Consider the following 21,012-nt stretch of genomic DNA (forward strand, 5'->3'; position numbering starts at 1 on the left):
GCGTACGGCCCCATGTACGGCCTGCCGCACCGGACTTCGACGGGTGGGCCTGTCCGGTACCGCTCCGCGACCACCGGAAGATCGTGATGGGCCACGGCGGGGGCGGGCGGCTCTCCGCCGAACTCGTCGAGCATCTCTTCGCCCCGGCGTTCGGCGGCGAACTCCTCGCGGAACTGGGCGACTCCGCGGCACTCACCCTCGGCGGAGCGCGGCTGGCCTTCTCCACCGACTCGTACGTCGTGCGCCCGCTGTTCTTCCCCGGGGGCAGCATCGGCGATCTCGCGGTCAACGGAACGGTCAACGACCTGGCCATGACCGGCGCCCGACCCGCCTTTCTGTCCTGCGCGTTCATCCTGGAGGAGGGCGTCGAACTCGCCACGGTGGGCCGGATCGCCGAGGCACTCGGCGCGGCGGCCCGGGCGGCGGAGGTGACCGTCGCGACGGGCGACACCAAGGTGGTGGACGCGGGACACGGTGACGGCGTGTACATCAACACGGCCGGCATCGGGCTGATCCCCGACGGTGTCGACATCCGGCCGCGGCGCGCCGCGCCGGGCGATGTGGTGATCGTCAGCGGTCCGATCGGCGAGCACGGCGTGGCCATCATGAGTGTCCGCGAGGGCCTGGAGTTCGGGGTGGAGGTCGAGAGCGACACCGCGCCGCTGGCCTCGCTGGTGCGGGCGATGCTGGCCGCCTGCCCCGATCTGCACGCGCTGCGCGATCCGACCCGCGGCGGTCTGGCGACCTCGCTCAACGAGATCGCCTCGGCGGCCGGAGTGGGTATCACTCTCAGGGAGCGCGCGCTTCCGGTACCGGAGCCGGTGGCCAACGCCTGCGCCTTCCTCGGCCTCGATCCGCTGTATGTGGCCAACGAGGGCAAGCTCGTGGCATTCGTACCGCGGGCGCACGCCGACGCGGTGCTCGCGGCGATGCGCGCGCATCCGCTGGGCGGAGGAGCGGTGGTGATCGGCACGTGTACGGCGGACCATCCCGGCATCGTGGTGGCGAACACCGGACTCGGCGGGACCCGGGTGGTGGATCTGCCGCTGGGTGAGCAACTGCCGCGTATCTGCTGAGGGCCGGCCGAGGGCGGCAGGCGGCAGGCCTCCGCTCAGAACTCCTCGTGGACCTCGGGGTCCCCGCCGAGCCTGCGGTGCGGACCCGCCGAGATCCTGGCCATCTCGTCCTCGGTCAGCTCGAAGCCGAAGATGTCCAGGTTCTCCCGCTGCCGCCTTGGGTCGGCGGACTTGGGGACCGGGACCGCCCCGAGCTGGGTGTGCCACCGGAGCACGGCCTGCCCCGGCGTCACCCCGTGCGCCCGCGCGACGGCCACGGTCTCCGAGTCCTCCAGCAGCCCCCTGCCCCGCCCGAGCGGACTCCAGCTCTCGGTCACGATGCCCTTGGCCTCGTGGAAGGCGCGCAACTCCGCCTGGGGCAGCAGCGGATGAAGCTCGATCTGGTTGACCGCAGGCAGCACCCCGGTCTCCGCTTCGAGGCGCTCGATATGCGCGGCGGTGAAGTTCGAGACCCCGATGGACCGGACGAGTCCGTCATCGCGAAGCTTGATCATCGCCTTCCACGACTCGACGTACTTGTCCACGCGCGGCAGCGGCCAGTGGATGAGGTACAGATCCACCCGGTCGAGCCCGAGATTGCGCCGGGACTCCTCGAAGGAGGCGAGGGTCTCCTCGTACCCGTGGTGGCGCCCCGGCAGTTTGGTGGTGACGACGATGTCCTCGCGCGGCAGGCCGCTGCGCAGCACACCGCGCCCGGTGCCCGTCTCGTTGCGGTAGTTGAGAGCGGTGTCGACCAGCCGGTAGCCGAGCGCCAGCGCCCCGGTGACGGCCGTCTCGGCCCCGGCGTCGTCGAGCGGCCAGGTCCCCAGACCGACGGCGGGCAGGGCCGTGCCGTCATTGAGCGTATGCACCGGAGTACTGGTCACAGGGCTCCCGCTTTCCTCTCGCCTGCCGGTCCCGCCCAGCCTAGGCCGTGTGCTGCTGCTCCGGCGGCGGTACGGTGCCCGTACGGGTCACCCGGGCGTACCAGTGGGCACTGGACTTGAGCGTGCGGCGCTGGGTCGCGTAGTCGACGTACACCGCGCCGAAGCGCTTCCCGTAGCCGTACGACCATTCGAAGTTGTCGAGCAGCGACCAGAGGAAGTAGCCGCGGACATCGGCACCCGAGGCGATGGCCCGGTGGACGGCCGCGAGATGGTCCCGGAGATAGGCGATCCGCTCCGGGTCCCGGACCTCGCCGTCGGGGGCGGCGTAGTCGTCGAAGGCCGCTCCGTTCTCGGTGATCATGACGGGCAGCCCGGGGTGGTCCCGCTGTACCCGCATCAGCAGTTCGTACAGACCGCTGGGGTCGATGGTCCAGCCCATGGCCGTCCGGTCGCCGGGGGTGGGGTGGAAGACCACCTCGTCCGCGCCGGTCCAGGGGCTGTGGTCGCTCACCGCGTGTCCGTCGGATCCATGTGTGTCGGGCCCATGTGTGCCGGCCCCATGGGAGACCAGGGTGGGTGAGTAGTAGTTGACGCCGAGGAAGTCCAACGGCTGGTGGATGAGGGCGGTGTCGCCGTCCCGGACGAACGACCAGTCGGTGACCCCTTCCGTGTCGGCCAGCAGATCGGCGGGATAGGCGCCGGCCAGCATGGGCCCGGTGAAGATCCGGTTCGCGACGGCGTCGATACGGCGGACCGCGTCCGCGTCCCCGGCGCTCCCGGTCAGCGGGCGCACATGGTGCAGATTGAGGGTGACGGACACCTTGGCGTCGGCCGGCAGCCGCTCGCGCAGCGCCTGGACCGCCAGGCCATGGCCGAGATTGAGATGGTGGGCCGCGCGCAGGGTGTCGGCGGGGTCGGTACGGCCGGGGGCGTGGACACCGGAGCCGTACCCGAGGAAGGCGCTGCACCAGGGCTCGTTGAGGGTGATCCAGGTGCCCGCCCGGTCGCCCAGCGCGTCGGCGACGATGCCCGCGTACTCGGCGAAGCGGTACGCGGTGTCGCGCGCGGGCCAGCCCCCGGCGTCCTCCAGTTCCTGGGGCAGATCCCAGTGGTAGAGGGTGACGACCGGCTGGATGCCCTTCTCCAGCAGTCCGTCGGCCAGCCGCCGGTAGAAGTCGAGGCCCTTCTCCGAGGCGGGTCCGCTGCCGGTGGGCTGGACGCGTGGCCAGGAGACCGAGAAGCGGTACGCGCCGACGCCCAGACCGGACAGGATCTCGATGTCCTCGGGCCAGCGGTGGTAGTGGTCGGTGGCGATGTCGCCGGTGTCGCCATTGCGTACCCGGCCCGGCGTACGGGAGTAGACGTCCCAGATGGAGGGGGTGCGCCCGTCCTCCTGTGCGGCGCCTTCGATCTGGTACGCGGCGGTCGCGGCGCCCCAGAGGAAGCCGGACGGGAAGCTCAGGGGCGCCGCGGGGTCGGGGACGTGCCCGGGGGCGGTTTCCGAGGTGGCCACAGGGGTCCTTCCGCAGAGGGCGGGCAGAGGGCGAACGGCGGTCGTACAAACGGGTCGTACAAGCGGTGCAGCGGTGGGAGTGCGGTGCGGAGGAGCCTTCCTCCGCGGACCGGGAGTCCGGCGGACCGGGCCCCTGGGAGCGCTCCCACTCGATTGTGGAAGACTCTCCGTGGAGACCCTGCCTTGTCAAGGCCACTTTCCGTTCCGTGCCCGGATGAGTCCGGATGCGGACGGGCACGGACCTGGACGGGCGCGGGCCCCGGGCCGCCGGCTCTCCGGCGGCCCCGCACGATTTCCTGGTGAGCGCCACGGCGCGGCACCCGGAACGAAAGGCAGGAGACGACGGATGAGCAGCGCCGCACAGCCGGACAGGAGGCCGACCCTGGAAGCGGTCGCCCGGCTCGCGGGCGTGGGCAGGGGTACGGTCTCCCGGGTCGTCAACGGCCTCCCGGGTGTCAGCGCGAAGGCCAGGACCGCCGTCGAGGCGGCCATCGCGGAACTCAACTACGTACCGAATCCCGCCGCCCGCAGCCTGGTCACCAGCAGGACCGACAGCATCGCGCTGGTGATCCCCGAGTCGGAGAGCCGGCTGGCCGCGGAACCGTACTTCGCCGCCGTGATCCGCGGGGTGAGCAGTGAACTCGCGGACACCGAGATGCAGTTGCTGCTGATCCTGGTGCGCGACCGGCGCGAGCTGGACCGGCTGATCCGGTTCGTGGAGGCGCGCCGGGTCGACGGGGTGCTGCTGGTGTCGGTCCACCGCGACGACCCGCTGCCCGCGTTCCTGGAGAAGACCCGGATACCGACGGTCCTGGTGGGACGGCGGTCGGTGGACGAGCCACTGAGCCACGTCCACTCCGACAACGCGGGCGGCGCGGCGCAGGCCGTACGGCTGCTGCTGGACCGGGGGCGTACGGTCGTCGCCACCATCGCCGGACCGCTCGACATGGATGTCGGCGACAGCCGACTCCAGGGGTGGCGCGACGCCCATGCCGAGCGGGACATCCTGCCGGACGAGTCGCTGGTCGCGGAGGCGGACTTCACCGAGGAGGGCGGCCGGGCCGCCATGAGCGAACTCCTCGGGCGCCGCCCGGACATCGACGCGGTCTTCGCCGCGTCCGATGTGATGGCCGCGGGCGCGCTGACCGAACTGCGCGAGCGGGGGCGGCGGGTGCCGGAGGATGTGGCGGTCATCGGTTTCGACGACTCGATCGTGGCCCGCCATACGGTGCCGCCGCTGACCAGCGTCAGCCAGCCGACCGAGGAGATCGGGCGGACCATCACCCGGCTCCTCCTCGACGAGATCAACGATCCCGCCGTGCCCCGCCGCCGGCTCACCCTGCCGACGACGCTCACCGAACGCCGGAGCACCTGAGCGGCTGGGTCAGGTGCGCACCCAGAGGCAGAAGGGGTGTCCGGCCGGGTCGAGACAGACCCGTACATCGTCCTGGGGCTGGAAGCGGTGCAGGACCGCGCCCAGCTCCTCGGCGTACGCGACGGCGCGGTCCAGATCGTCGACCTCGATGTCGAGATGGATCATCATCTGCTGCCGGCCGGACTCGGAGGGCCACTCGGGCCTGGTGTACGCGGGCTCCGACTGGAACGCCAGGCCCGCGCCGCCGCCCGGCGGGACGAGCTTGACCCAGTCGGGCTCGTCGGCCGCCACCGTCCAGCCGAGAAACCGCCGGTAGAACGCGGCCAGCTCGCGCGCGTCCGGCGCGTCGAGCACCGCGCCGGTGAGTGTCGTCCGCGGTCGTCCTGTCACAGAGCCACCTTCCCCCGGCCCGGCGGGCCCCGGCCGATCGTACCCACCGACGGCCGGAGTACGGCACGGCCGGGACAGGCGAGCGTTGCCGATGCGGAGGGGTGCTCAGGCGCGGGGGCTCAGCCCGGGGGCTCAGGCAGCGCGGGGGGCTCAGGCAGTCGGCCCGAACGCGTCGACCCCGGTCAGCTCGGCCGAGAGCCGCCACAGCCGCGCCGCCTGCTCCGGATCGGTCGCCCAGTCCCGTACGCCGCCCCGCACCGAGGGGTCGGCCGCCGCGGGCTCCGCGATCTCGCAGTCCTCGCAGTACACCCCGCCCGCGCCCGCCAACTGGGGCGAGGTCGCCGCCCAGAGCTGGGTGGCCGCGCCCTGTTCGGGCGACTTGAAGGAGGGGTTCAGCGGATTGCCGTCCTCGTCGATCCAGCCGGCCGCGACCATCTCCTCCTTGGCGAGGTGGCGCTGGAGCGGCGTGAGAATGCCGCCGGGATGCACGGAGAACGCCCGTACACCGGCGTCGCAGCCGAGCGCGTCGAGCTGCACGGCGAAGAGCGCGTTGGCGGTCTTGGCCTGGCCGTAGGCCGCCCACTTGTCGTAGCCGGTCTCGAACCACAGGTCGTCCCAGCGGATGGGCGAGCGGTGGTGCCCGCCGGAGGACACCGAGATCACCCGCGCCCCACCGGGCTCGATCGCCGGCCAGAGCCGGTTGACGAGCGCGAAGTGGCCGAGGTGGTTGGTGGCGAACTGCGCCTCCCAGCCGGGGCCGACCCGGGTCTCCGGGCAGGCCATGACGGCGGCGTTGCCGATGACGATGTCGATGGAACGGCCCGAGGCGACGAAGCGCTCGGCGAAGGCGCGGACGCTGTCGAGATCGGCGAGGTCGAGTCCGTCGATCTCGACGCCGTCGACGCCGGCGAGCGCCTCCTCGGCGGTCGCGGGCCGCCTGGCCGGTACGACGACATGGGCACCGGCGCCGGCGAGCGCGCGGGTCGTCTCCAGTCCGAGGCCGGAGTAGCCGCCGGTGACGACGGCGAGCTTTCCGGTGAGGTCGATCCCGCGCAGTACGTCCGCCGCGGTGCTCCGCGCTCCGAACCCTGATCCGATCTTGTGCTGAGACGTGGTCATGTCCTGAAGGCTACGAATTGGAGCGCGCTCCAAGTCAAACGCGGCGCTCCAGGCCGAACACGCGAGCGCCGCCCACGGCCGGACCCGGTCGCGGAGCACGGTCCGACCAGGTGACGGAGCGGCCGCACGAGCGACCCGTACGTCGGCCGCACGAGCGATCGTCGAATCCACCAGCGGACCGCGGGGCGCGAACCGCCCACGATCGGGTCAGCGATGCGAGGTCCGGGCGGATCAACTGCTAGGCAGGCGGGGACGTCGTTGTCCCTTCCGCAGCTCTGGAGTCATCCATGTCCATCGACACCGTCCTCGCCCAGGGCCAGGAACCGCCCAGTGCTCGCCCGCTGATCCCGGAGCAGGAGGCGGACGAGGGGGCGGGCCCGGGTACGGAAGCGGGCGCGGGTGCGGGCGCGGCGGGCGTCACCGTCGAGGAGCGGGACCTCGCCTTCGACGGGTTCCACTACACCTGCCGGGTCGTACGCCACGGCGAGCGGCTGACCGAGCCCCTGCTGGTGCTGGGCGGCTCGTCCCAGGACCGCAACTCGTGGATCCGGCACGAGAAATGGCTCAGCCCGCTGGGCCAGGTGATCACGGTGGATCTGCCGGGGTATGGCACCGCGGACTTCCTGCCCGCGTCGTACGGTGTGGACTTCCTGGCCGCGGTCGTACGGCAGTTGCTCACCGAACTCGACGTGCCGCGGGTCAATCTGGTCGCCGCATGTTACGGCGGAGCCGTCGGGCTGCGCTTCGCCCAGCACTACCCGGGGATGCTGGCCCGGCTGCTGCTGGTCGGGATGACCACCCGGATCCCGGCGGACTACGCGGCGGCGATGGAGCGCTGGTCGGTCATGATCGACCGGGGCGAGACGGATTCCATCGCCCGTGAGCTGGCCGACCGTTTCATGTCGCCGCCCGGCACGGGCCGGGTCCGCAAGCACGCAGCCGTCTCCCGGCTCGTGTACCAGCAGATCGTCGGCCAGGACCCCGAGCAGCTCCGGAAGTCGGCGGAGCACAACACCCGGCTGATGCGGCACGAGTGGTACCGGCCCGAGCCGGTGCCCGCCGTACCGAGCCTGGTGGTCACCGGGGAGTACGACACGCTGTGCACCCCGGAGATGGGGCGGGAGGTGGCCGCGCAGCTCCCGCGGGCGCGGTTCATGACCATCGACGAGACCGACCATCTCGCGCCGGTGGAGCGGATCGCGGACTTCGCGGATCTCGTGGCGCGCTTCTGCACCGACCGCCCGCTGGACGAACTGCCGTACTGCAGCACGCCCGAGACCCTGGGTACGTCCGTGGCCATGCCGGTGTGACCGTACCCGCGTGTTCGATGCGGGCACCGGCGCCGGAGCCGCCCGGCCGAAGGGGTGCCGGGCGCCGGCGGGCGCCCGGCACGGGTGTGCGCGGCATTCGTGTGCGCGGCATTCGTGTGCGCGGCGTCCGTGTGCACGGCACCGGTGTGCACGGCCGGTGGTACGGTCACCCGCCCAGCCGGTCCAGTTCCTTCAACTGCCCGGCGCGGCGCTCCCCCACGTTCTTGGCGAGGCCGGTCGCGGCGGGTGCGGCTCCCGAGTCCTGCTCGCCCCGCGAGAGGAGGATGCTCTGTTCGAGGTGCTCGCGGAGATAGGTCTTGGCGAGGGTGTCGAAGGCCGTGCCCCGGTTCTTGGCGACGGTCCGAAGCTCCGCGTCGGTGACCATGCCCTTCATGTCATGGCCCTCGTGCGGATTGGTGCCCGCCGCTCCTGTCGCCTTGAGGACCGCGCGCAGCCGGGTCAGTTCGTCCCGGTGCGTCACCTCCGTACGCCGCGCGAGATCCGACAGGCCCGGGTCGGCCGCGCGGTCGGCGACCAGGTCGAGCAGGAGGAGGGTGCGTTCGTTCATGGGCGCCATGAGCTGGGCCCAGCCGCGGTCGGTGGCGTTGTAGCCGCCGGGCGCGACAGTGTCGGCGGAGTAGGACGGTGTGGCGCTCTTCGCCGGCGGCCGGGCGCCGCCGCTTCCGTTCCCGTCACTGCCGCCGCTGCCACTGCCACCTGCGCAGCCCTGCGTCCCGAGCAGGGCCAGCGTCAGCAGCGCGGCCGGTAGGACACCCGACAGGTTCGTACGGCCCGGACGGGGCGGCGGCCCACCACCCTTGCGCGGCCGGCCGCCGCCCCACGGCATCACGGGTTCCCGTTGGCGCCGCATTTGATGATCGGGTTGATGCAGTTCTTCACGCGTCGCTCCATCTCCCCCGCCGGCCAGGCGTTGAAGAAGTCACCGTGCATGGTGTAGCCGGGTCCCGAGGCCAGCCGGAAGCCCGACGGGTCCCCGTTCACCGGGTAGCGCAGGACCTGGCGCAGCTTGGGCACCGGGACCGGGTGGCTCGCCGGGCACGCGTTGTTGACCGGGTAGGCCATGTGGCTCTTGTGGTCCGCCGAGTCGAGGTCCCTGCCGTTCCAGCACTGCGGGAAGTCGAGGTACGACTCCATCATCGTGCCGGCCGGGCAGTTGACGAAGTCCTTCGACGGGGGGACATGACCGGCGTGCAGGCACGACCAGCGCGAACGGGTGTCCACGTCGTTCGGACCCGTCGCCTTGGCGTTGCCGGCCACGATCTTCAGGCCCTCGGGTATGGGCTGCGTACGGGCGATGATGTCGTCGGACACGCCCTCACCGAGGTAGTAGAAGGTGGTGCCGGTCGGCTCGACGGGCTGGTTGTTCACGTACAGGGTCGGAACCCAGTACGCGGAGAGGTCGACGACCGGGTCACAGGTGGTGTCGGCTCCCTTCAGATCGCCGAGGTTGGTGTACGCGTTGGTGGCGTGGCTGCCGAAGAAGCTGTGCATGTGCGAACCGCCGGGCAGACCGGGCACCACGATCGGGTCGTCCGGCAGCCGGTGGCTGAACTTGCACTCGGCCACGAACTCGGCCACACGCACGACGTCCGGCGCCGCGGCGGCCTTGGCCGGAGCGGCTTGCCGGGTGGTTCCACTCTCCACCTGGGCGACCGCCCCGGTGGAACCGAAGATGAGCTGAGCGGCGACGGCACACACCGCTACTAAACCGGCGAGAAGGGCCCGCACGCGTCCCCTGCCGACGCGGCGGCCGTTCTCGGACCGCGATGATCTCATGACCACTCCAAACGGAGTCGAGGATTCCGCACATCGTCCGCACCGGTCACCGACCGGTGCGTGGGCAGTGCGGCATTCCGAGGGTGGGGGGCGGGGAGTCCCGAAGTGAGGCTCCCCTCGACTGCCGGACGCTAGAGTCGGCCCCAGGTGCCGTCAAGGTGCTGCGTCAAGTTCCGGAACTGATGGATCGTCAGTTCCGGATGCCGGCAAGGGCCTTGACGCTCGCACCGACGGGCCCCGTGGATCATGCCGAGACGCTCGTACCTGGTCCCCCCGCGCCGCCGGGACCCGCCGGAAGCCTCGGCTCCCGCGCCCCGGTCGTGCCGCGGTCCGGCGACGCGTCGTGCCCGCGTGTTCAGTTGGTGAACGTTTTCGGTAGGCGCGCCGGACCGTACCTTCGACTAACGAATCAGGGCGTTCGACTGATGAATCAGGGCGAAGGCAGGGGTACCGGGGTGGCGAAGGCTCCGTCGTGGTGGACCAGTGCGGGTCCCTGGCCATGGCCGCCGCCTGCTTCGACCTCGCCGACGACGAGGATGTGGTCGCCGATCCGCTGACGCAGTGTCACCCGGGCGGTGAGCCAGGCCGGTACGCCGTCGAGCAGGGGCAGGCCGTCGGGGCTCTCCGTCCAGGGAACGCCGACGAAGCGGTCGATGCCGCTGCGCGCGAACTGCCTTGCCAGCGTGGTGTTTTCGGTGCCCAGCACATGGACGGCGAATCGGTCCGCCGCCTGGACGGCCGGGAGCGTGGACGCCGTGACGCCGAGGCAGAAGGAGACCAGGGCGGGTTCGAGGGAGACCGAGGTGAACGAGGTCGCGGTGAATCCGGCGGGTCCGGGGACGGTGATGACGGTGACCCCGGCCGCGTGCCGGCGCAGGGTGCGGCGCAGTATCTCGTCACCTGAGAAGGCGGTGGGTTCGAGGGCGGAAGGTCCGGTCGGGTCACCAGCTGCGGTGCGGTCGGTGGACACGGTCATGCCGTTTCCCTTCGACTGGGTGATGGTCACAGGGCGGCGCCCTGCTCGACTGTGAGGATCGGGCGCAGTTCCGGATCGGCGCGCAGCCGCTCCAGCCACAGCACGACCGTGGCCGCGGTGGTCCGGTGGGACGCGTCGTTGAGGATGTCGTGCAGTCCTTCGCGCACCACTCCCAGCGTGGCGCGGGGAAGCCGCGCCGCCCGCTCCCTGGCCTGGTCGGGCGGGGTCACGGTGTCGGCTCCGCCGTGCAGAACCAGGACGGGGAGATCGGGGCGGGCCTCGGCGAGCAGCAGGGCCGGTACGGGACCGGCGAGCCGTCCCCGTACGAAACCCTCGTCCTCGGTGAGCCGTTTGCGGTGGGCCGGGCATGCGGTACGGGCCGCCAGCTCGGCGTCCCAGTCGGGGTCGGCGGGGGCGGGAGTCGGGATGGAGGCGGGGGTGGGAGTGTCCGGGCCTGTGTCCGGGGATTCGCCCGCGGCCGGGCCGGCGGCTGGATCAGTGGCTGAGCCACTGCCCGGAACGGTGGCTGAGCCACTGCGTGGATCGGTGGCTGAGCCACTGCGTGGATCGGTGGCTGAGCCAGTCGGTGGCTCAGCCACGCGCGGGACCGGCGCGGCTCCGGCGGCGATGACACCGCCGACCGGGAGCCGGGCGCCGGCCGCCACCGCGGTGTGCAGGGCCTGGAGCGCACCCGTATCGCTGCCGACCAGGACCACTGGTTCGGCCGGTCCTGGTCCCGCGGCGTCGGCCGCCCGCTTGAGCACCTCCTCGGGGCCGTCGTCCGGCACCGTACCGAGCGCGTGCACCACATAGCCGTCGGCGGCCAGTCGGCGCCCGAACCGCTCGTAGACCAGGGGGTGTTCGCCCCGGCCGGGCAGCAGGAGCAGGGTGCCGCGCGGGGCGATCCCGGCGGGTGGCCGCCAACTGCTCGTATCCGCCGCGCCGACGGCCACGGTCGCTGGCACGAGCGCTGGTGCGGGCACCGGCGCGCTGTACGGGTCGTCGTTCATCCTCGGCTGCCGAGCGCGTCGAGGGCGGGGGCGACGGTCTCGGCCGCCTTGCGGTGGGCGAGTTCCTGGCGTACCAGCGGGATCAGGTCGCGCCCGTACGCGATCGCGTCGTCCAGCGGGTCGTACCCCCGGATGAGCAGGGTGGTCGCACCGATGTCGACGTAGTCGAGCAGCGCCCGAGCAACCGTCTCCGGGGTGCCGACGAGCGCGGTGGTGTTGCCGCCCGCGCCGGTGGCCGTGGCGGTCGGCGTCCACAGCGCGCGGTCGTGGAGATCGCCCTTGGCCGCGGCCGCGAGCAGCCGCCGCGACCCGGTGTTCTGCGGTCCGTCGGCGCCGTGGGGATGGCGCGCCTGGTCGAAGAAGGCCCGTCCGGCACCGGACTTGATGGTGTCCAGAATGCGATGGGCACGTTCCCAGGCGAGTTCCTCGGTGGGGCCGAGAATCGGGCGGAAGGAAACGCTGATACCAGGCGGTTCCGTGCGCCCCGCGGCCGTCGCGGCGGCCCGTACCGAGGCGATCTGCTCGGCGGTCCCGGCGAGCGGCTCGCCCCAGAGCGCGAACGTGTCGGCGTGCCGGCCGCCCACCCGGTACGCGGCCTCGGAGGAGCCGCCGAAGTAGAGCGGAATGCCCGACTCGCGCACCGGCAGGACCTCGGAACCGTACCCCTCGAACCGGTAGTGGCGGCCCTCGTGACTGAACGGTTCGGCGGACGACCAGGCCCGGCGCAGGATGGTCAGATACTCGTCGGTGCGGTCGTAGCGCTCCTCCTTGTCCAGGTAGTCGCCGTCCCTGCGCTGTTCGGCGTCGTTGCCGCCGGTGATGGTGTGGACGGCGACCCGGCCCCCGGTGAACCGGTCGAGCGTGGCGAACGTACGGGCGGCCAGCGTGGGCGCGATGAAACCGGGCCGGTGGGCGACGAGCAGGCCGAGCCGTTCGGTGTGCCCCGCCACATACGCGGCCACTTGGACCCCGTCGGGCCTGCTGGAGCTGTAGCCGATGAGGATCCGGTCGAATCCCGCGTCCTCATGGGCGCGGGCGAAGCGGGCCGTGTAGTCGGCGTCGATGACCGGACCGCTGGGCGGCCTGGTCTCCGAGGCGTCCTGGGTGCCGATCATGCCGATGAATTCGACGCTCATGAGTCGGTTGCCTTTCGGTGCGGGCCGTCGGTCGAACGGGCGATGGCGCGGTCGAGCGCCGTACGGCCGGTGGTGAGGAGTACGGAGTCGTCCTGCGGGGTGTGCACGCGGGCGCACAGCACATCGCGGTAGTGCCGCTGGAGGGGGTTGGCGCGGGTGAGGCCGTGGTTGCCGGTGAGGGCGACGGCCTGCTCGACCGCGGTGATGGCGGCGCGGGTGCCGAGGACCTTGACGGCCCCGGCCTGTTCCGCGCCCTCCGGGTCGCCGCTGTCGACACGCGCGGCCAGGGTGTCGACGAGTGTGTCCGCGCCGAAGAGCGCGGCCTCGATCTCGCCGACGGCCGTCTGGAACCGGGGCAGGGTGGCCAGGGGCGCGCCGAGTGCGGTCGGGACGCGCTGGTGCAGAAAGTTGGTGAGCCAGTCGCGCGCCGCGCCCGCCACACCGAGGTAGAGGGCGGTCAGGCCGAGGGCGTTCCAGGCGCCGGTCTCGGGGTCGGGCCGGGCGCCGGGGATCTCGCCGGGCTCGGCGAGACCGATGGTGTCGCCGAGCGGTACGGGTACGGAGTCGAGGACGACATCGTCGCTGCGGCTGGCCCGCAGCCCGACATGGTCCCAGGTGGGTTCGACGGTCAGCCCCGGGCTGCCGGCGCGGACGACGAACGTGCCGACCCGTACGGGGTCCTCTTCGGTACGGGCGAAGACAAGCAGATGGCTGAGGCCCACGGCACCGGTGGAGTAGATCTTGCGCCCGGTGAGCAGCCAGCGGTCGCCGTCGCGGCGGGCAGTGGTGGCGGGCAGCCCGCCGCGTACCGGACTGCCCAGTTCGGGTTCCACGCGCAACGCGTTGACCAGAGCCGGGCCGGTGGCCGCGGCATCAAGGAGCGCTGCGTACGCGGCGGGCGGCCAGCCGGGGGTACGGGCCTCGGCGGCGTGCGTGAACAGGGTCATGGCGGTGACGAGCGCGACGGCGGGATCTCCGGCGCCGAGGGCGCGCAGGATACGCACGGTGTCGGCGAGCCCGGCCCCGGAACCGCCGTGCCGCGCCGCGACGGTGGCCGTGAGCAGCCCGGCGTCCTGTACGAGTACGAAGCCCTCGGCCGGGAAGGAGGCGTCGCGGTCGTGCTCGGCCGCGCGGGCGGCGAGGGCCTCGGTGACGGCGGGCAGCCGCCCGAGATCCGGAACCCGCAACGCGGGGGCGCCGGGGCGGTGTTCGGTGGCGGATGCGGGAGGGGCGGTCATGCCGGGACCGGGGCTTCTTCGGCTTCAGCGCTTTCAGCAGCTTCGGCACGGACCAGGCCGATCAGTGTGCCGTAGTCGCGCGCGTCGGCCAGCGGGGCGAAGCCGCGGATCAGCAGGGTGCTCACACCGAGGGCGACATAGTCGAGCAGCGACTCGGCCACCTGCTCGTAACTCCCCACCAGCGCCGTGGAGTTGCCCGCCGCCCCGGTGGTTTTGGCGATCTCGGTCCACAGCCGCTTGTCATGGATCTCGCCCTGGGCCGCGTACTCCAACAGCCGCTGGGAGCCGCGCTGTTCGGCATGGTCCAGGTTGAACGCCTTGCGGATCTCGCCCGCCCGTTCCTTGGTCAGCCGCAGGATCTCCCTGGCCCGCTGCCACGCCTCGGCCTCGGTGGCGGCGGGGATGGGGCGCAGGCTGACGCTGAACCGGGGGTCGCGGCCGTACGGCGCCGCGGCGGCCCGTACCTCACGGATGCGCTCGGCGATTCCGGCGAGCGGCTCGCCCCAGAAGGCGTAGACATCGGCGTGCCTGCCGCCGACCCGTACGGCGTCCTCGGAGGCGCCGCCGAAGTAGACGGGGATGGGCGCGGTGGGGCGTACGGCGGAGAAGCCGGCCCGGACGCGGTAGAACTCACCGTCGTGGTCGAAGGGCCGGGTGGAGTTCCACTCCTTGCGGACCACGTCGAGGAAGTCGTCGGTGCGCCGGTAGCGGGTCGGCTTGTCGCTGAAGTCGCCGTCCCTGGCCTGGTCCGCGTCGTCGCCCCCGGTGATGACGTGCAGCGCGATCCGGCCGGGGTGGAAGGCGTCGAGGGTCGCGAACTTGCGGGCGGCGAGGGTCGGGGAGACAAAGCCGGGGCGGTGGGCGAGGAGGACGCCCAGCCGGTCGGTGTGGGTGAGGATCTGGTCGGCGACGGTGAAGCCGTCGGGGCTCGCCGAGGAGTGCGCGACCAGGACCCGGTCGAAGCCCGACTCCTCGTGGGCGCGGGCCAGTTCGCGCAGATAGCCGGGCTGGACGACGGGTCCCGCGGCGTGTCCGGTCTCGGTCTGAGTGGAGACGCCGTCGCGGGCGGCGGCGGGCACGGGAGTGGCTGAGCCACTTTCGCTGATCTCCTGGGTGGCGGCGATCCCGATGAATTCGATGGGCATGGCGGTGGTTCTCCTGTGGGTGCGCGGAGGCAGGGGAGGTCGTCAGCCGGTCCGGTCGCGCCAGGTGGCGGTGTGGTGGCAGGCGACGGTGTGGGGCTGTCCGGCTGTGGAGCCGAGGGCGGTACGAGGTGGCTCGTCCCGGCACTCGGGACCGGCGAACCGGCAGCGGGGCGCGAAGACACAGCCCTCGTCGTCCGGCCAGGGCGGCCGCTCGGGGGCCGGGCGCAACTGGGCGGGCACCAGCCGGTGTTCACGGCGTACGCTCGGCGCCGAGGCGGTGAGCAGGGCCGTGTACGGGTGCCGTGGATGTTCCAGCACCTCGCCGATGGGCCCCTGTTCGACCAGCCGGCCCCGGTAGAGGACCGCGACGCGGTCGGCGATACCGGCCAGGGAGCTGAGGTCATGGGAGATGACGACGACGGCGAGACCGAGTTCGCGGCGGAGCCGGTCGAGCAGGCTCAGCACGAGATTGCGGTTGGAGGCGTCCAGGGCGCTGACCGGTTCGTCGCTGAGCAGCAGCCGGGGGCGGGTGACGATGGCGCGGGCCAGGGACACGCGCTGGCGCTGGCCGCCGGAGAGCTGTCCGGGGGTACGGGAGCCGAGCGCGCCGGCGTCCAGACCCACCAGGGTGAGTGCCTCGTCGGCCCGTTCCGCGCGCTCCCGCCGAGTGGATGAGCCAACCGCGGCGAGTGGCTCGGCCACTGTCCGGCGGACGGTCAGTTCGGGGTCCTGGGAGCGCAACGGGTCCTGGAACATGTACTGCACGCGCCCCGAGCGCCGGAAGTCCCGCAGCTCACGGCGGTTCAGCCGGGTGAGGTCCCGGCCCTCGAAGCCGATGCCGCCCGCGTCGGGCCGCACCAGTCCGACCGTGGCACGGGCCAGGGTGGTCTTGCCGGAGCCGGTCTCGCCGATGATCCCGAGGATCTCGCCCGCCCGTACGGTGAGATCGACACCGGAGAGGACCCGGGTGCGGCCCGCGCGGCGCAGCGAGGTGGCGCGTCGGCCGTACGACACGGTGAGCCCGCTGATCTCCAGCAGCGCGGCCGGATCCCGCGCCCCGGAACCCGCGCCGGAACCCGCACCGGACGCCTCGACGATGCCGGCCGGCTCGGCTTCGTCCGGCCCGGCACCGTACCCCTGACCGGGCATGCGGACCGGTCCTCCGGTGGTGGCGGTCATGCCGGGGCTCCTTCCGTGACGGGACCGGGCGCGGGCGCTTCGTCGAGCAGTCCGGCCGGGCGCAGGCAGCGCGCCCGGCGCCCGCCGTCCAGGGAGTGCAGCGCGACCGGCCCCTCGGTGCACCGCGGTACGGCGTGGGCGCAGCGGTCGGCGAACCGGCAGCCGGGCAGTTCGGCGCCGGTCTCGGGCGGACGGCCCGGGATGATGTCCAGCTCGCGCCGCCCCCACGCACCGATCGACGCCACCCGTAGCAGCGCCTCCGTATAGGGGTGCGCGGGCGCGGCCAGCACCTCGGCGGTGGGACCGTCCTCGACGATCTCCCCCGCGTACATCACCAGCACGCGGTCGCAGCTCTCGGCGACGACGGCGAGGTCATGGGTGACGAGGATCAGGGCGAGGCCGCGTTCGGCCCTGAGCCGCTGGAGGAGTTCGAGGATCTCGGCCTGGATGACCACGTCGAGCGCGGTGGTGGCCTCGTCCGCGATGAGCAGTTCGGGTGCGCAGGACACGGCGATGGCGATGAGGACCCGCTGGAGCATCCCTCCGGACAGCTCGTGCGGGTACTGGTGGAAGACCTCCTCAGGGCGGTGCAGTCCGACGGCCGCGAACAGTTCGACGGCGCGGCTGTGCGCCTCCGCCCTGGGCAGCCCGCCGCCCACCCGGAGCTGCTCGGTGAGCTGGCGGCCCACGGTGAGGGTGGGGTTGAGGTACGAGGCGGGGTCCTGGAACACGGCTCCGATGCGGCGGCCCCGTACCGCGTCCCACTGCTTGCGGGTGAACGCGGTCAGCTCGGCGCCGGGGCCGACGGCCACCGGTTCGCCACCGGAACCGGAGGCCTCACTCAGGCCGACGCCGGAGCCCGCGTTCGTACCACCGTCCTCCCCGCCGAGGACGATCCGCCCGCCCGACACCTCGCATCCGGCGGGCAGCACGCCCAGCGCCGACCGGCAGGTCAGGCTCTTGCCGCTGCCGGACTCCCCCACCAGGCCGACGGCTTCACCGCGCCCCACGGTGAACGACACTCCGCGGACCGCGCGCACCCCGCCGGTGACGGTGACATCGAGCCCGTCGACCGTCAGTACGGCGGACGGCGTGCGGGTGGCTTCAACCGGTCGTGACACGCTGCTCGACCTCCTTCGACTCCGATCGCGCGGTCCCGGGGCCGGGGGTGGTCCTCGCGGTGAGCACGTCCGCCGCCGGTACGCGAACCGGGGCCGGGGCGGCTGTTCGTACCGGCCCGGGAACCTCCCGTACCGCACCGCCCGCCGCACCGCTGTCGCGGACCGCGTCCGCCAGGATGTTCAGGGCACCGACCGTGATCATGATCGTGAGACCCGGGACCAGGGGCGCCCAAGGCTGCTGGGCCAGATAGCCCAGATCCGCGGCGAGCATTCCGCCCCAGGTCGGCGCGGGCGGCTGCACCCCCAGCCCCAGGAAGGTCAGCGACGACACCACGAGGAGCGCCTGGCCGACGGCCTGCGCCGTGGTGACCGCGATGGTCGGCAGGATCTTGCCCCAGACGTGGACGCGCAGGATCCACCACCGGGACGCGCCCATGAGTTCCGCCGCCTCGACGTACTGCGCCTGTTTCAGCCCCAGCGCGGCGGCACGGGTCACCCGGAAGTACAGCGGCGCGAAGAGCACGCCGAGCGCGAGCATCGCCTGGTGCAGACCGTTGCCCAGCGCTCCGACCACCGCGATGGCGAAGACCGTGAACGGCATGATCATCAAGGTGTCCGCGGCCCGCTGGACGGTCCACTCGACCGTCCGGCCGAGCCACACGGAGGCGATCCCGGGCACGATGCCGAGCAGCATCGCCGCGCCGACCGCCTCCAGTGCGCCGACGACCGAACGGCCCGTGCCCGCCAGCAGTCTGCTGAGGACGTCGCGCCCCAAGTAGTCGGTGCCGAGCAGATGTTGGGCGCTGGGTCCGTGCAGCATGTCGGCCGGCCGCTGCGCGAGCGGGTCGTACGGTGCGAGGGCGCCGCCCGCGACCGCCACCAGCGCGACCAGGGCGAGTACGGCCAGCGCGATCCGCGCCGACGGCAGCCGCCAGGTGCGGCGGAGCGTCCTCATCGGGTGCTCCCTTCACCGGCCGGGCCACGACCGGCGGGCCCACGACCGGCGCCCGGCTGTCTGCGCGCGGCCGGATTGAGCGCTGTGAGGGCCGCGTTGACCCCGATGTTCGCGACGAGCACGACCGCGACGGTGACCAGCAGCGTCCCCTGGATCACCGGAATGTCGTGCTGTTCGGCCGACTGGAGCGAGAGTTGCGCGATGCCGGGCAGATTGAAGATCTTCTCGGTGACGACCGCGCCGCCCAGGATCACCGGCACACTGATACCGAGGACGGAGAGCGCGGGCCCCGCGGCATTGCGCAGCACATGCCCGAACAGCACCCGCCGGGTGGAGAAGCCGCGCATCTCCGCGCCGGTCACATAGTTCTCACGCAGGGCGCCGACGAGCGAGGTGCGGAGCTGCCGGGCGATGGACGCGGCGGCGTCCAGGCTGAGGGCGAAGGCGGGCAGGATCGCGTACCGCAGCCACTGCCCCGCGCTTTCCCCCAGTGGTACGTATCCGCCGGTGGGCAGCGCCCTGAGCTGCACCGCGAAGACGACGATCAGCACAATGCCGATGAGGAACGGCGGCAGGGTGGCCAGGGCGGACGAGACAAGGGTGACGGCCCGGTCGAAGCGCCCGCCGTTGTTGAGGGCGGCCGCGATCCCGGCACCGCCACCGATGAGTACGGCGAGCAGCAGCGCGAGACCGGCGATGGACAGATCGACGGGCAGCGCCTCGGCGATGCTGTCGGCGACCGGAACACCGGTGAACCAGGAGACACCGAGGTCGCCGGTGAGCGCGTGGCCGAGCCACTTCACGTACTGCTCGTACAGTGGCTGATCCAGTCCGAACTGCGCCTCCATACGGGCGATGTCGGCCGGTGTCGCCTGGTCGCCGAGGACGGCCGCCGCCGGGTTGGCGTCCGACAGGGCGCCGAGCGCGAAGGTGAGCAGCGAGGCGAGGACGAAGACCGTGGCGGTGACGACGAGCAGCCGGCCCAGCGGGCGGGGCGCCCCGGCCAGCCGCCGCCGTACGGAAACGGACCGTACGAGCCGCAGCGGCCCTTTCTCTGTCGGTTTCTCTGTCAGTGCCGGCGCGGTCATGAGACCGTGACCCCCTCGAACCTCTGGACCACGGTGTACGCCGGGATCTCGGAGACCTTGGGGTTACGGGCGAGGATCCGCGGAACGGTGTAGAGGAACACGTTCGGCATGGTCCGTACGGCGATCCCGGTGGCCTTCTGGAGAACGGCCGGATAGCCGGGCGCGTCCAGCGGTGTCCGGCGGACGGCGTCGAGCGCCTTCTCCAGCTCCGGCGGGGTGGTACGGCCCGGATTCATCAGGCCTTCCTTGCCGAAGAGCACCTGGAAGCCCTGGGTCGCGGACTCGCGTCCGGCGAACTGGTCGACGAACAGGGCCGTGCTGCGCTGGATGTAGACCAACTGGCTTGCGCGGGCCGCCGGGATGGTCTCGATCGTCGCCGTGATACCGACCTTCTTGAGCTGAGCCTGGATCAGTTCCGGTACGCCTTCGGCCTTCGAGGTGGAGAGCGTGATCTCCAGACCGTTGGCGTGTCCCGCCTTCGCCAGCAGTTCCTTCGCCTTCTCCGGGTCGTACGGGAAGAGCGCGTCCAGGGCGTCGTCATGGCCCGCGTACCCCTTGGGGAAGGGCTGGCGGGTGACCGCGCCATGGCCGAAGGACGCGGTCTTCAGGAGTTCCTCGCGGTCGATCGCGTACTTGAGCGCGAGCGCCACATCCGGGTCGGTGAAGGGCTCCTTGCCGGTATGGACATCGAGGACGGCCACCACCATGGAGGGGATGACCTGGACCTCAAGACCCGCGGCCTTGGCCGCCTCGACCTGACTGCCGGGTATCTGGGCGACGTTGTACTGCCCGGAGGTGAGGGACGCGACGACCGTCGAGGGTTCGGGGAGCGGATACAGCTCGAAGTTCTCGACCTTGACGCGGCCCGCGTCCCAGTAGCCGGGGTTGCGGCGCAGCACGGCCTTGGAGTTCTGGACGTACGAGACCAGGGTGTACGGGCCGGAGCCAGCGGGCTCGGTGGCGAGGCTCGCGGGGTCGCTCTCGAAGACCTTGGGGTTGACGACCATGCCGGTCTTGCCCGCGAGAAGCAGCGGAATCTGGAAGTCGGGCTCGGCGAGCCGGAGTTCGACGGTGCGGGCGTCGACGGCCGTGACCTGCTTGACACCGACGAGTTGGGAGGCGATCAGCGATTTCCCGTCGTCGCGGCCGCGTTCGATGCTCTTCTTCACGGCGGTGGCGTCGATCGGGGTACCGTCGCTGAACTTCTGGCCCGGGCGGAGGGCGAAGGTGACGACCGTGCCCTCGTCGTTGTACGTCCAGGAGGCGGCGAGGGCGGGAACGGCGTTGCCGGCCTGGTCGAGGGTGGTGAGCGCCGCGTACACGAGGGAGAGGGCGTGGACGTCCCAGCCTGCCGACGAGGTGACCGGATCCCATGAAGTGGGCAGTGCCCAGCCCCATTTGAGGGTGCCGCCCCGGCTTCCGGCCGCCGGGGCCGGCTCGCCTCCGCAGGCGGTGAGGGCGAGTGCGGCGCCCGCGCCGAGCGAGAGCCCGAGGAAGGAGCGGCGCCCCAGACCGGGGCGGGAGAGCGGGGCGGGGACCGGGCGGTCCGCGCCGGCGGGGGTCGATGAGGTGCGGAGGATCGGCATGGGTACGCCACCTTTCTGGGCCGTGCCGGTGCGCTCGGGTACGCGGGCGGGGCCGAGGGCCGCCCGGCCTGGCGGCCCGGACGAACAAGACGGAAGAGGAGGAAGAAGACAGAGGGGCTGGGAAGGACGAAG

The 21,012-nt window shown here is 72.2% G+C and carries 19 protein-coding genes; 3 read left to right on the forward strand and 16 right to left on the reverse strand.

All coding sequences use genetic code 11. The features are described from left to right. Positions 1-86: 86 nt before the first annotated feature. A complete protein-coding gene (gene hypE, locus ACFU9P_RS01220; RefSeq protein WP_384077890.1) occupies positions 87-1,076 on the forward strand; it encodes a hydrogenase expression/formation protein HypE in 990 nt (329 codons plus the stop codon). Between the two features lie 35 nt (positions 1,077-1,111). Here the strand turns inward: hypE and ACFU9P_RS01225 are convergent, their stop codons facing one another. Both ACFU9P_RS01225 and ACFU9P_RS01230 read right to left on the reverse strand, forming a co-directional pair. Beyond that, positions 1,112-1,942, reverse strand: coding sequence for an aldo/keto reductase (locus ACFU9P_RS01225; RefSeq protein WP_384076924.1), 831 nt, complete (start codon positions 1,940-1,942; stop codon positions 1,112-1,114). 40 nt (positions 1,943-1,982) lie between these two features. Next, entirely contained in the window at positions 1,983-3,455 is a 1,473-nt protein-coding gene (locus tag ACFU9P_RS01230; protein WP_384076927.1) for a glycoside hydrolase family 1 protein, read from the reverse strand. Positions 3,456-3,801: 346 nt separating this feature from the next. Here ACFU9P_RS01230 and ACFU9P_RS01235 point away from each other — a divergent pair, with 346 nt between their 5' ends. Next, positions 3,802-4,830: a LacI family DNA-binding transcriptional regulator gene (locus tag ACFU9P_RS01235; RefSeq protein ID WP_376382003.1), complete on the forward strand. Its 1,029-nt coding sequence runs from the start codon at positions 3,802-3,804 to the stop codon at positions 4,828-4,830. Positions 4,831-4,839: 9 nt separating this feature from the next. On the opposite strand, the gene ACFU9P_RS01240 is transcribed toward ACFU9P_RS01235, so the two are convergent. Beyond that, positions 4,840-5,220 carry a VOC family protein gene (locus tag ACFU9P_RS01240; protein WP_376382005.1) on the reverse strand — a complete coding sequence of 127 codons (381 nt, stop codon included), beginning with the start codon at positions 5,218-5,220 and terminating at the stop codon, positions 4,840-4,842. Between the two features lie 150 nt (positions 5,221-5,370). Beyond that, entirely contained in the window at positions 5,371-6,339 is a 969-nt protein-coding gene (locus ACFU9P_RS01245; RefSeq protein ID WP_384076930.1) for an SDR family NAD(P)-dependent oxidoreductase, read from the reverse strand. 287 nt (positions 6,340-6,626) lie between these two features. On the opposite strand from ACFU9P_RS01245, the gene ACFU9P_RS01250 reads away from it, so the two are divergent. Beyond that, the gene (locus ACFU9P_RS01250) at positions 6,627-7,649 is read left to right on the forward strand and encodes an alpha/beta fold hydrolase (RefSeq protein WP_384076933.1); all 1,023 of its coding nucleotides are present in this window, start codon (positions 6,627-6,629) and stop codon (positions 7,647-7,649) included. 166 nt (positions 7,650-7,815) lie between these two features. Here the strand turns inward: ACFU9P_RS01250 and ACFU9P_RS01255 are convergent, their stop codons facing one another. From ACFU9P_RS01255 to ACFU9P_RS01310, 12 genes are all read right to left on the reverse strand, one after another. Then, entirely contained in the window at positions 7,816-8,496 is a 681-nt protein-coding gene (locus tag ACFU9P_RS01255; protein ID WP_384076935.1) for a DUF305 domain-containing protein, read from the reverse strand. After that, positions 8,496-9,446 carry a DUF1996 domain-containing protein gene (locus ACFU9P_RS01260; protein ID WP_384076938.1) on the reverse strand — a complete coding sequence of 317 codons (951 nt, stop codon included), beginning with the start codon at positions 9,444-9,446 and terminating at the stop codon, positions 8,496-8,498. Before ACFU9P_RS01260 ends, ACFU9P_RS01255 begins: the two co-directional genes overlap by 1 nt. Positions 9,447-9,876: 430 nt before the next feature. Next, the gene (locus ACFU9P_RS01265; RefSeq protein WP_384076939.1) at positions 9,877-10,422 is read right to left on the reverse strand and encodes a flavin reductase family protein; all 546 of its coding nucleotides are present in this window, start codon (positions 10,420-10,422) and stop codon (positions 9,877-9,879) included. Positions 10,423-10,448: 26 nt separating this feature from the next. Continuing rightward, positions 10,449-11,432, reverse strand: a complete 984-nt coding sequence (locus tag ACFU9P_RS01270) for an alpha/beta fold hydrolase (RefSeq protein ID WP_384076942.1) — start codon at positions 11,430-11,432, stop codon at positions 10,449-10,451. After that, positions 11,429-12,568, reverse strand: a complete 1,140-nt coding sequence (locus ACFU9P_RS01275) for an LLM class flavin-dependent oxidoreductase (RefSeq protein WP_384076944.1) — start codon at positions 12,566-12,568, stop codon at positions 11,429-11,431. Before ACFU9P_RS01275 ends, ACFU9P_RS01270 begins: the two co-directional genes overlap by 4 nt. Then, a complete protein-coding gene (locus tag ACFU9P_RS01280; protein WP_384076947.1) occupies positions 12,565-13,806 on the reverse strand; it encodes an acyl-CoA dehydrogenase family protein in 1,242 nt (413 codons plus the stop codon). The genes ACFU9P_RS01275 and ACFU9P_RS01280 overlap by 4 nt, the downstream gene beginning before the upstream one ends. Beyond that, a complete protein-coding gene (locus tag ACFU9P_RS01285; RefSeq protein ID WP_384076950.1) occupies positions 13,803-14,951 on the reverse strand; it encodes an LLM class flavin-dependent oxidoreductase in 1,149 nt (382 codons plus the stop codon). The genes ACFU9P_RS01280 and ACFU9P_RS01285 overlap by 4 nt, the downstream gene beginning before the upstream one ends. Positions 14,952-14,993: 42 nt before the next feature. Then, a complete protein-coding gene (locus ACFU9P_RS01290; protein WP_384076952.1) occupies positions 14,994-16,130 on the reverse strand; it encodes an ABC transporter ATP-binding protein in 1,137 nt (378 codons plus the stop codon). After that, complete coding sequence (locus ACFU9P_RS01295; RefSeq protein ID WP_384076955.1) at positions 16,127-17,251, reverse strand: ABC transporter ATP-binding protein; 1,125 nt, start codon at positions 17,249-17,251, stop codon at positions 16,127-16,129. The genes ACFU9P_RS01290 and ACFU9P_RS01295 overlap by 4 nt, the downstream gene beginning before the upstream one ends. After that, entirely contained in the window at positions 17,235-18,206 is a 972-nt protein-coding gene (locus ACFU9P_RS01300; RefSeq protein ID WP_384076958.1) for an ABC transporter permease, read from the reverse strand. The genes ACFU9P_RS01295 and ACFU9P_RS01300 overlap by 17 nt, the downstream gene beginning before the upstream one ends. Continuing rightward, positions 18,203-19,294 carry an ABC transporter permease gene (locus ACFU9P_RS01305; RefSeq protein WP_384076961.1) on the reverse strand — a complete coding sequence of 364 codons (1,092 nt, stop codon included), beginning with the start codon at positions 19,292-19,294 and terminating at the stop codon, positions 18,203-18,205. The genes ACFU9P_RS01300 and ACFU9P_RS01305 overlap by 4 nt, the downstream gene beginning before the upstream one ends. After that, complete coding sequence (locus ACFU9P_RS01310; RefSeq protein ID WP_384076963.1) at positions 19,291-20,880, reverse strand: ABC transporter substrate-binding protein; 1,590 nt, start codon at positions 20,878-20,880, stop codon at positions 19,291-19,293. Before ACFU9P_RS01310 ends, ACFU9P_RS01305 begins: the two co-directional genes overlap by 4 nt. Between the last annotated feature and the right edge of the window lie 132 nt (positions 20,881-21,012).

The organism is Streptomyces sp. NPDC057617 (assembly GCF_042800555.1).
Taxonomy (GTDB): domain Bacteria; phylum Actinomycetota; class Actinomycetes; order Streptomycetales; family Streptomycetaceae; genus Streptomyces.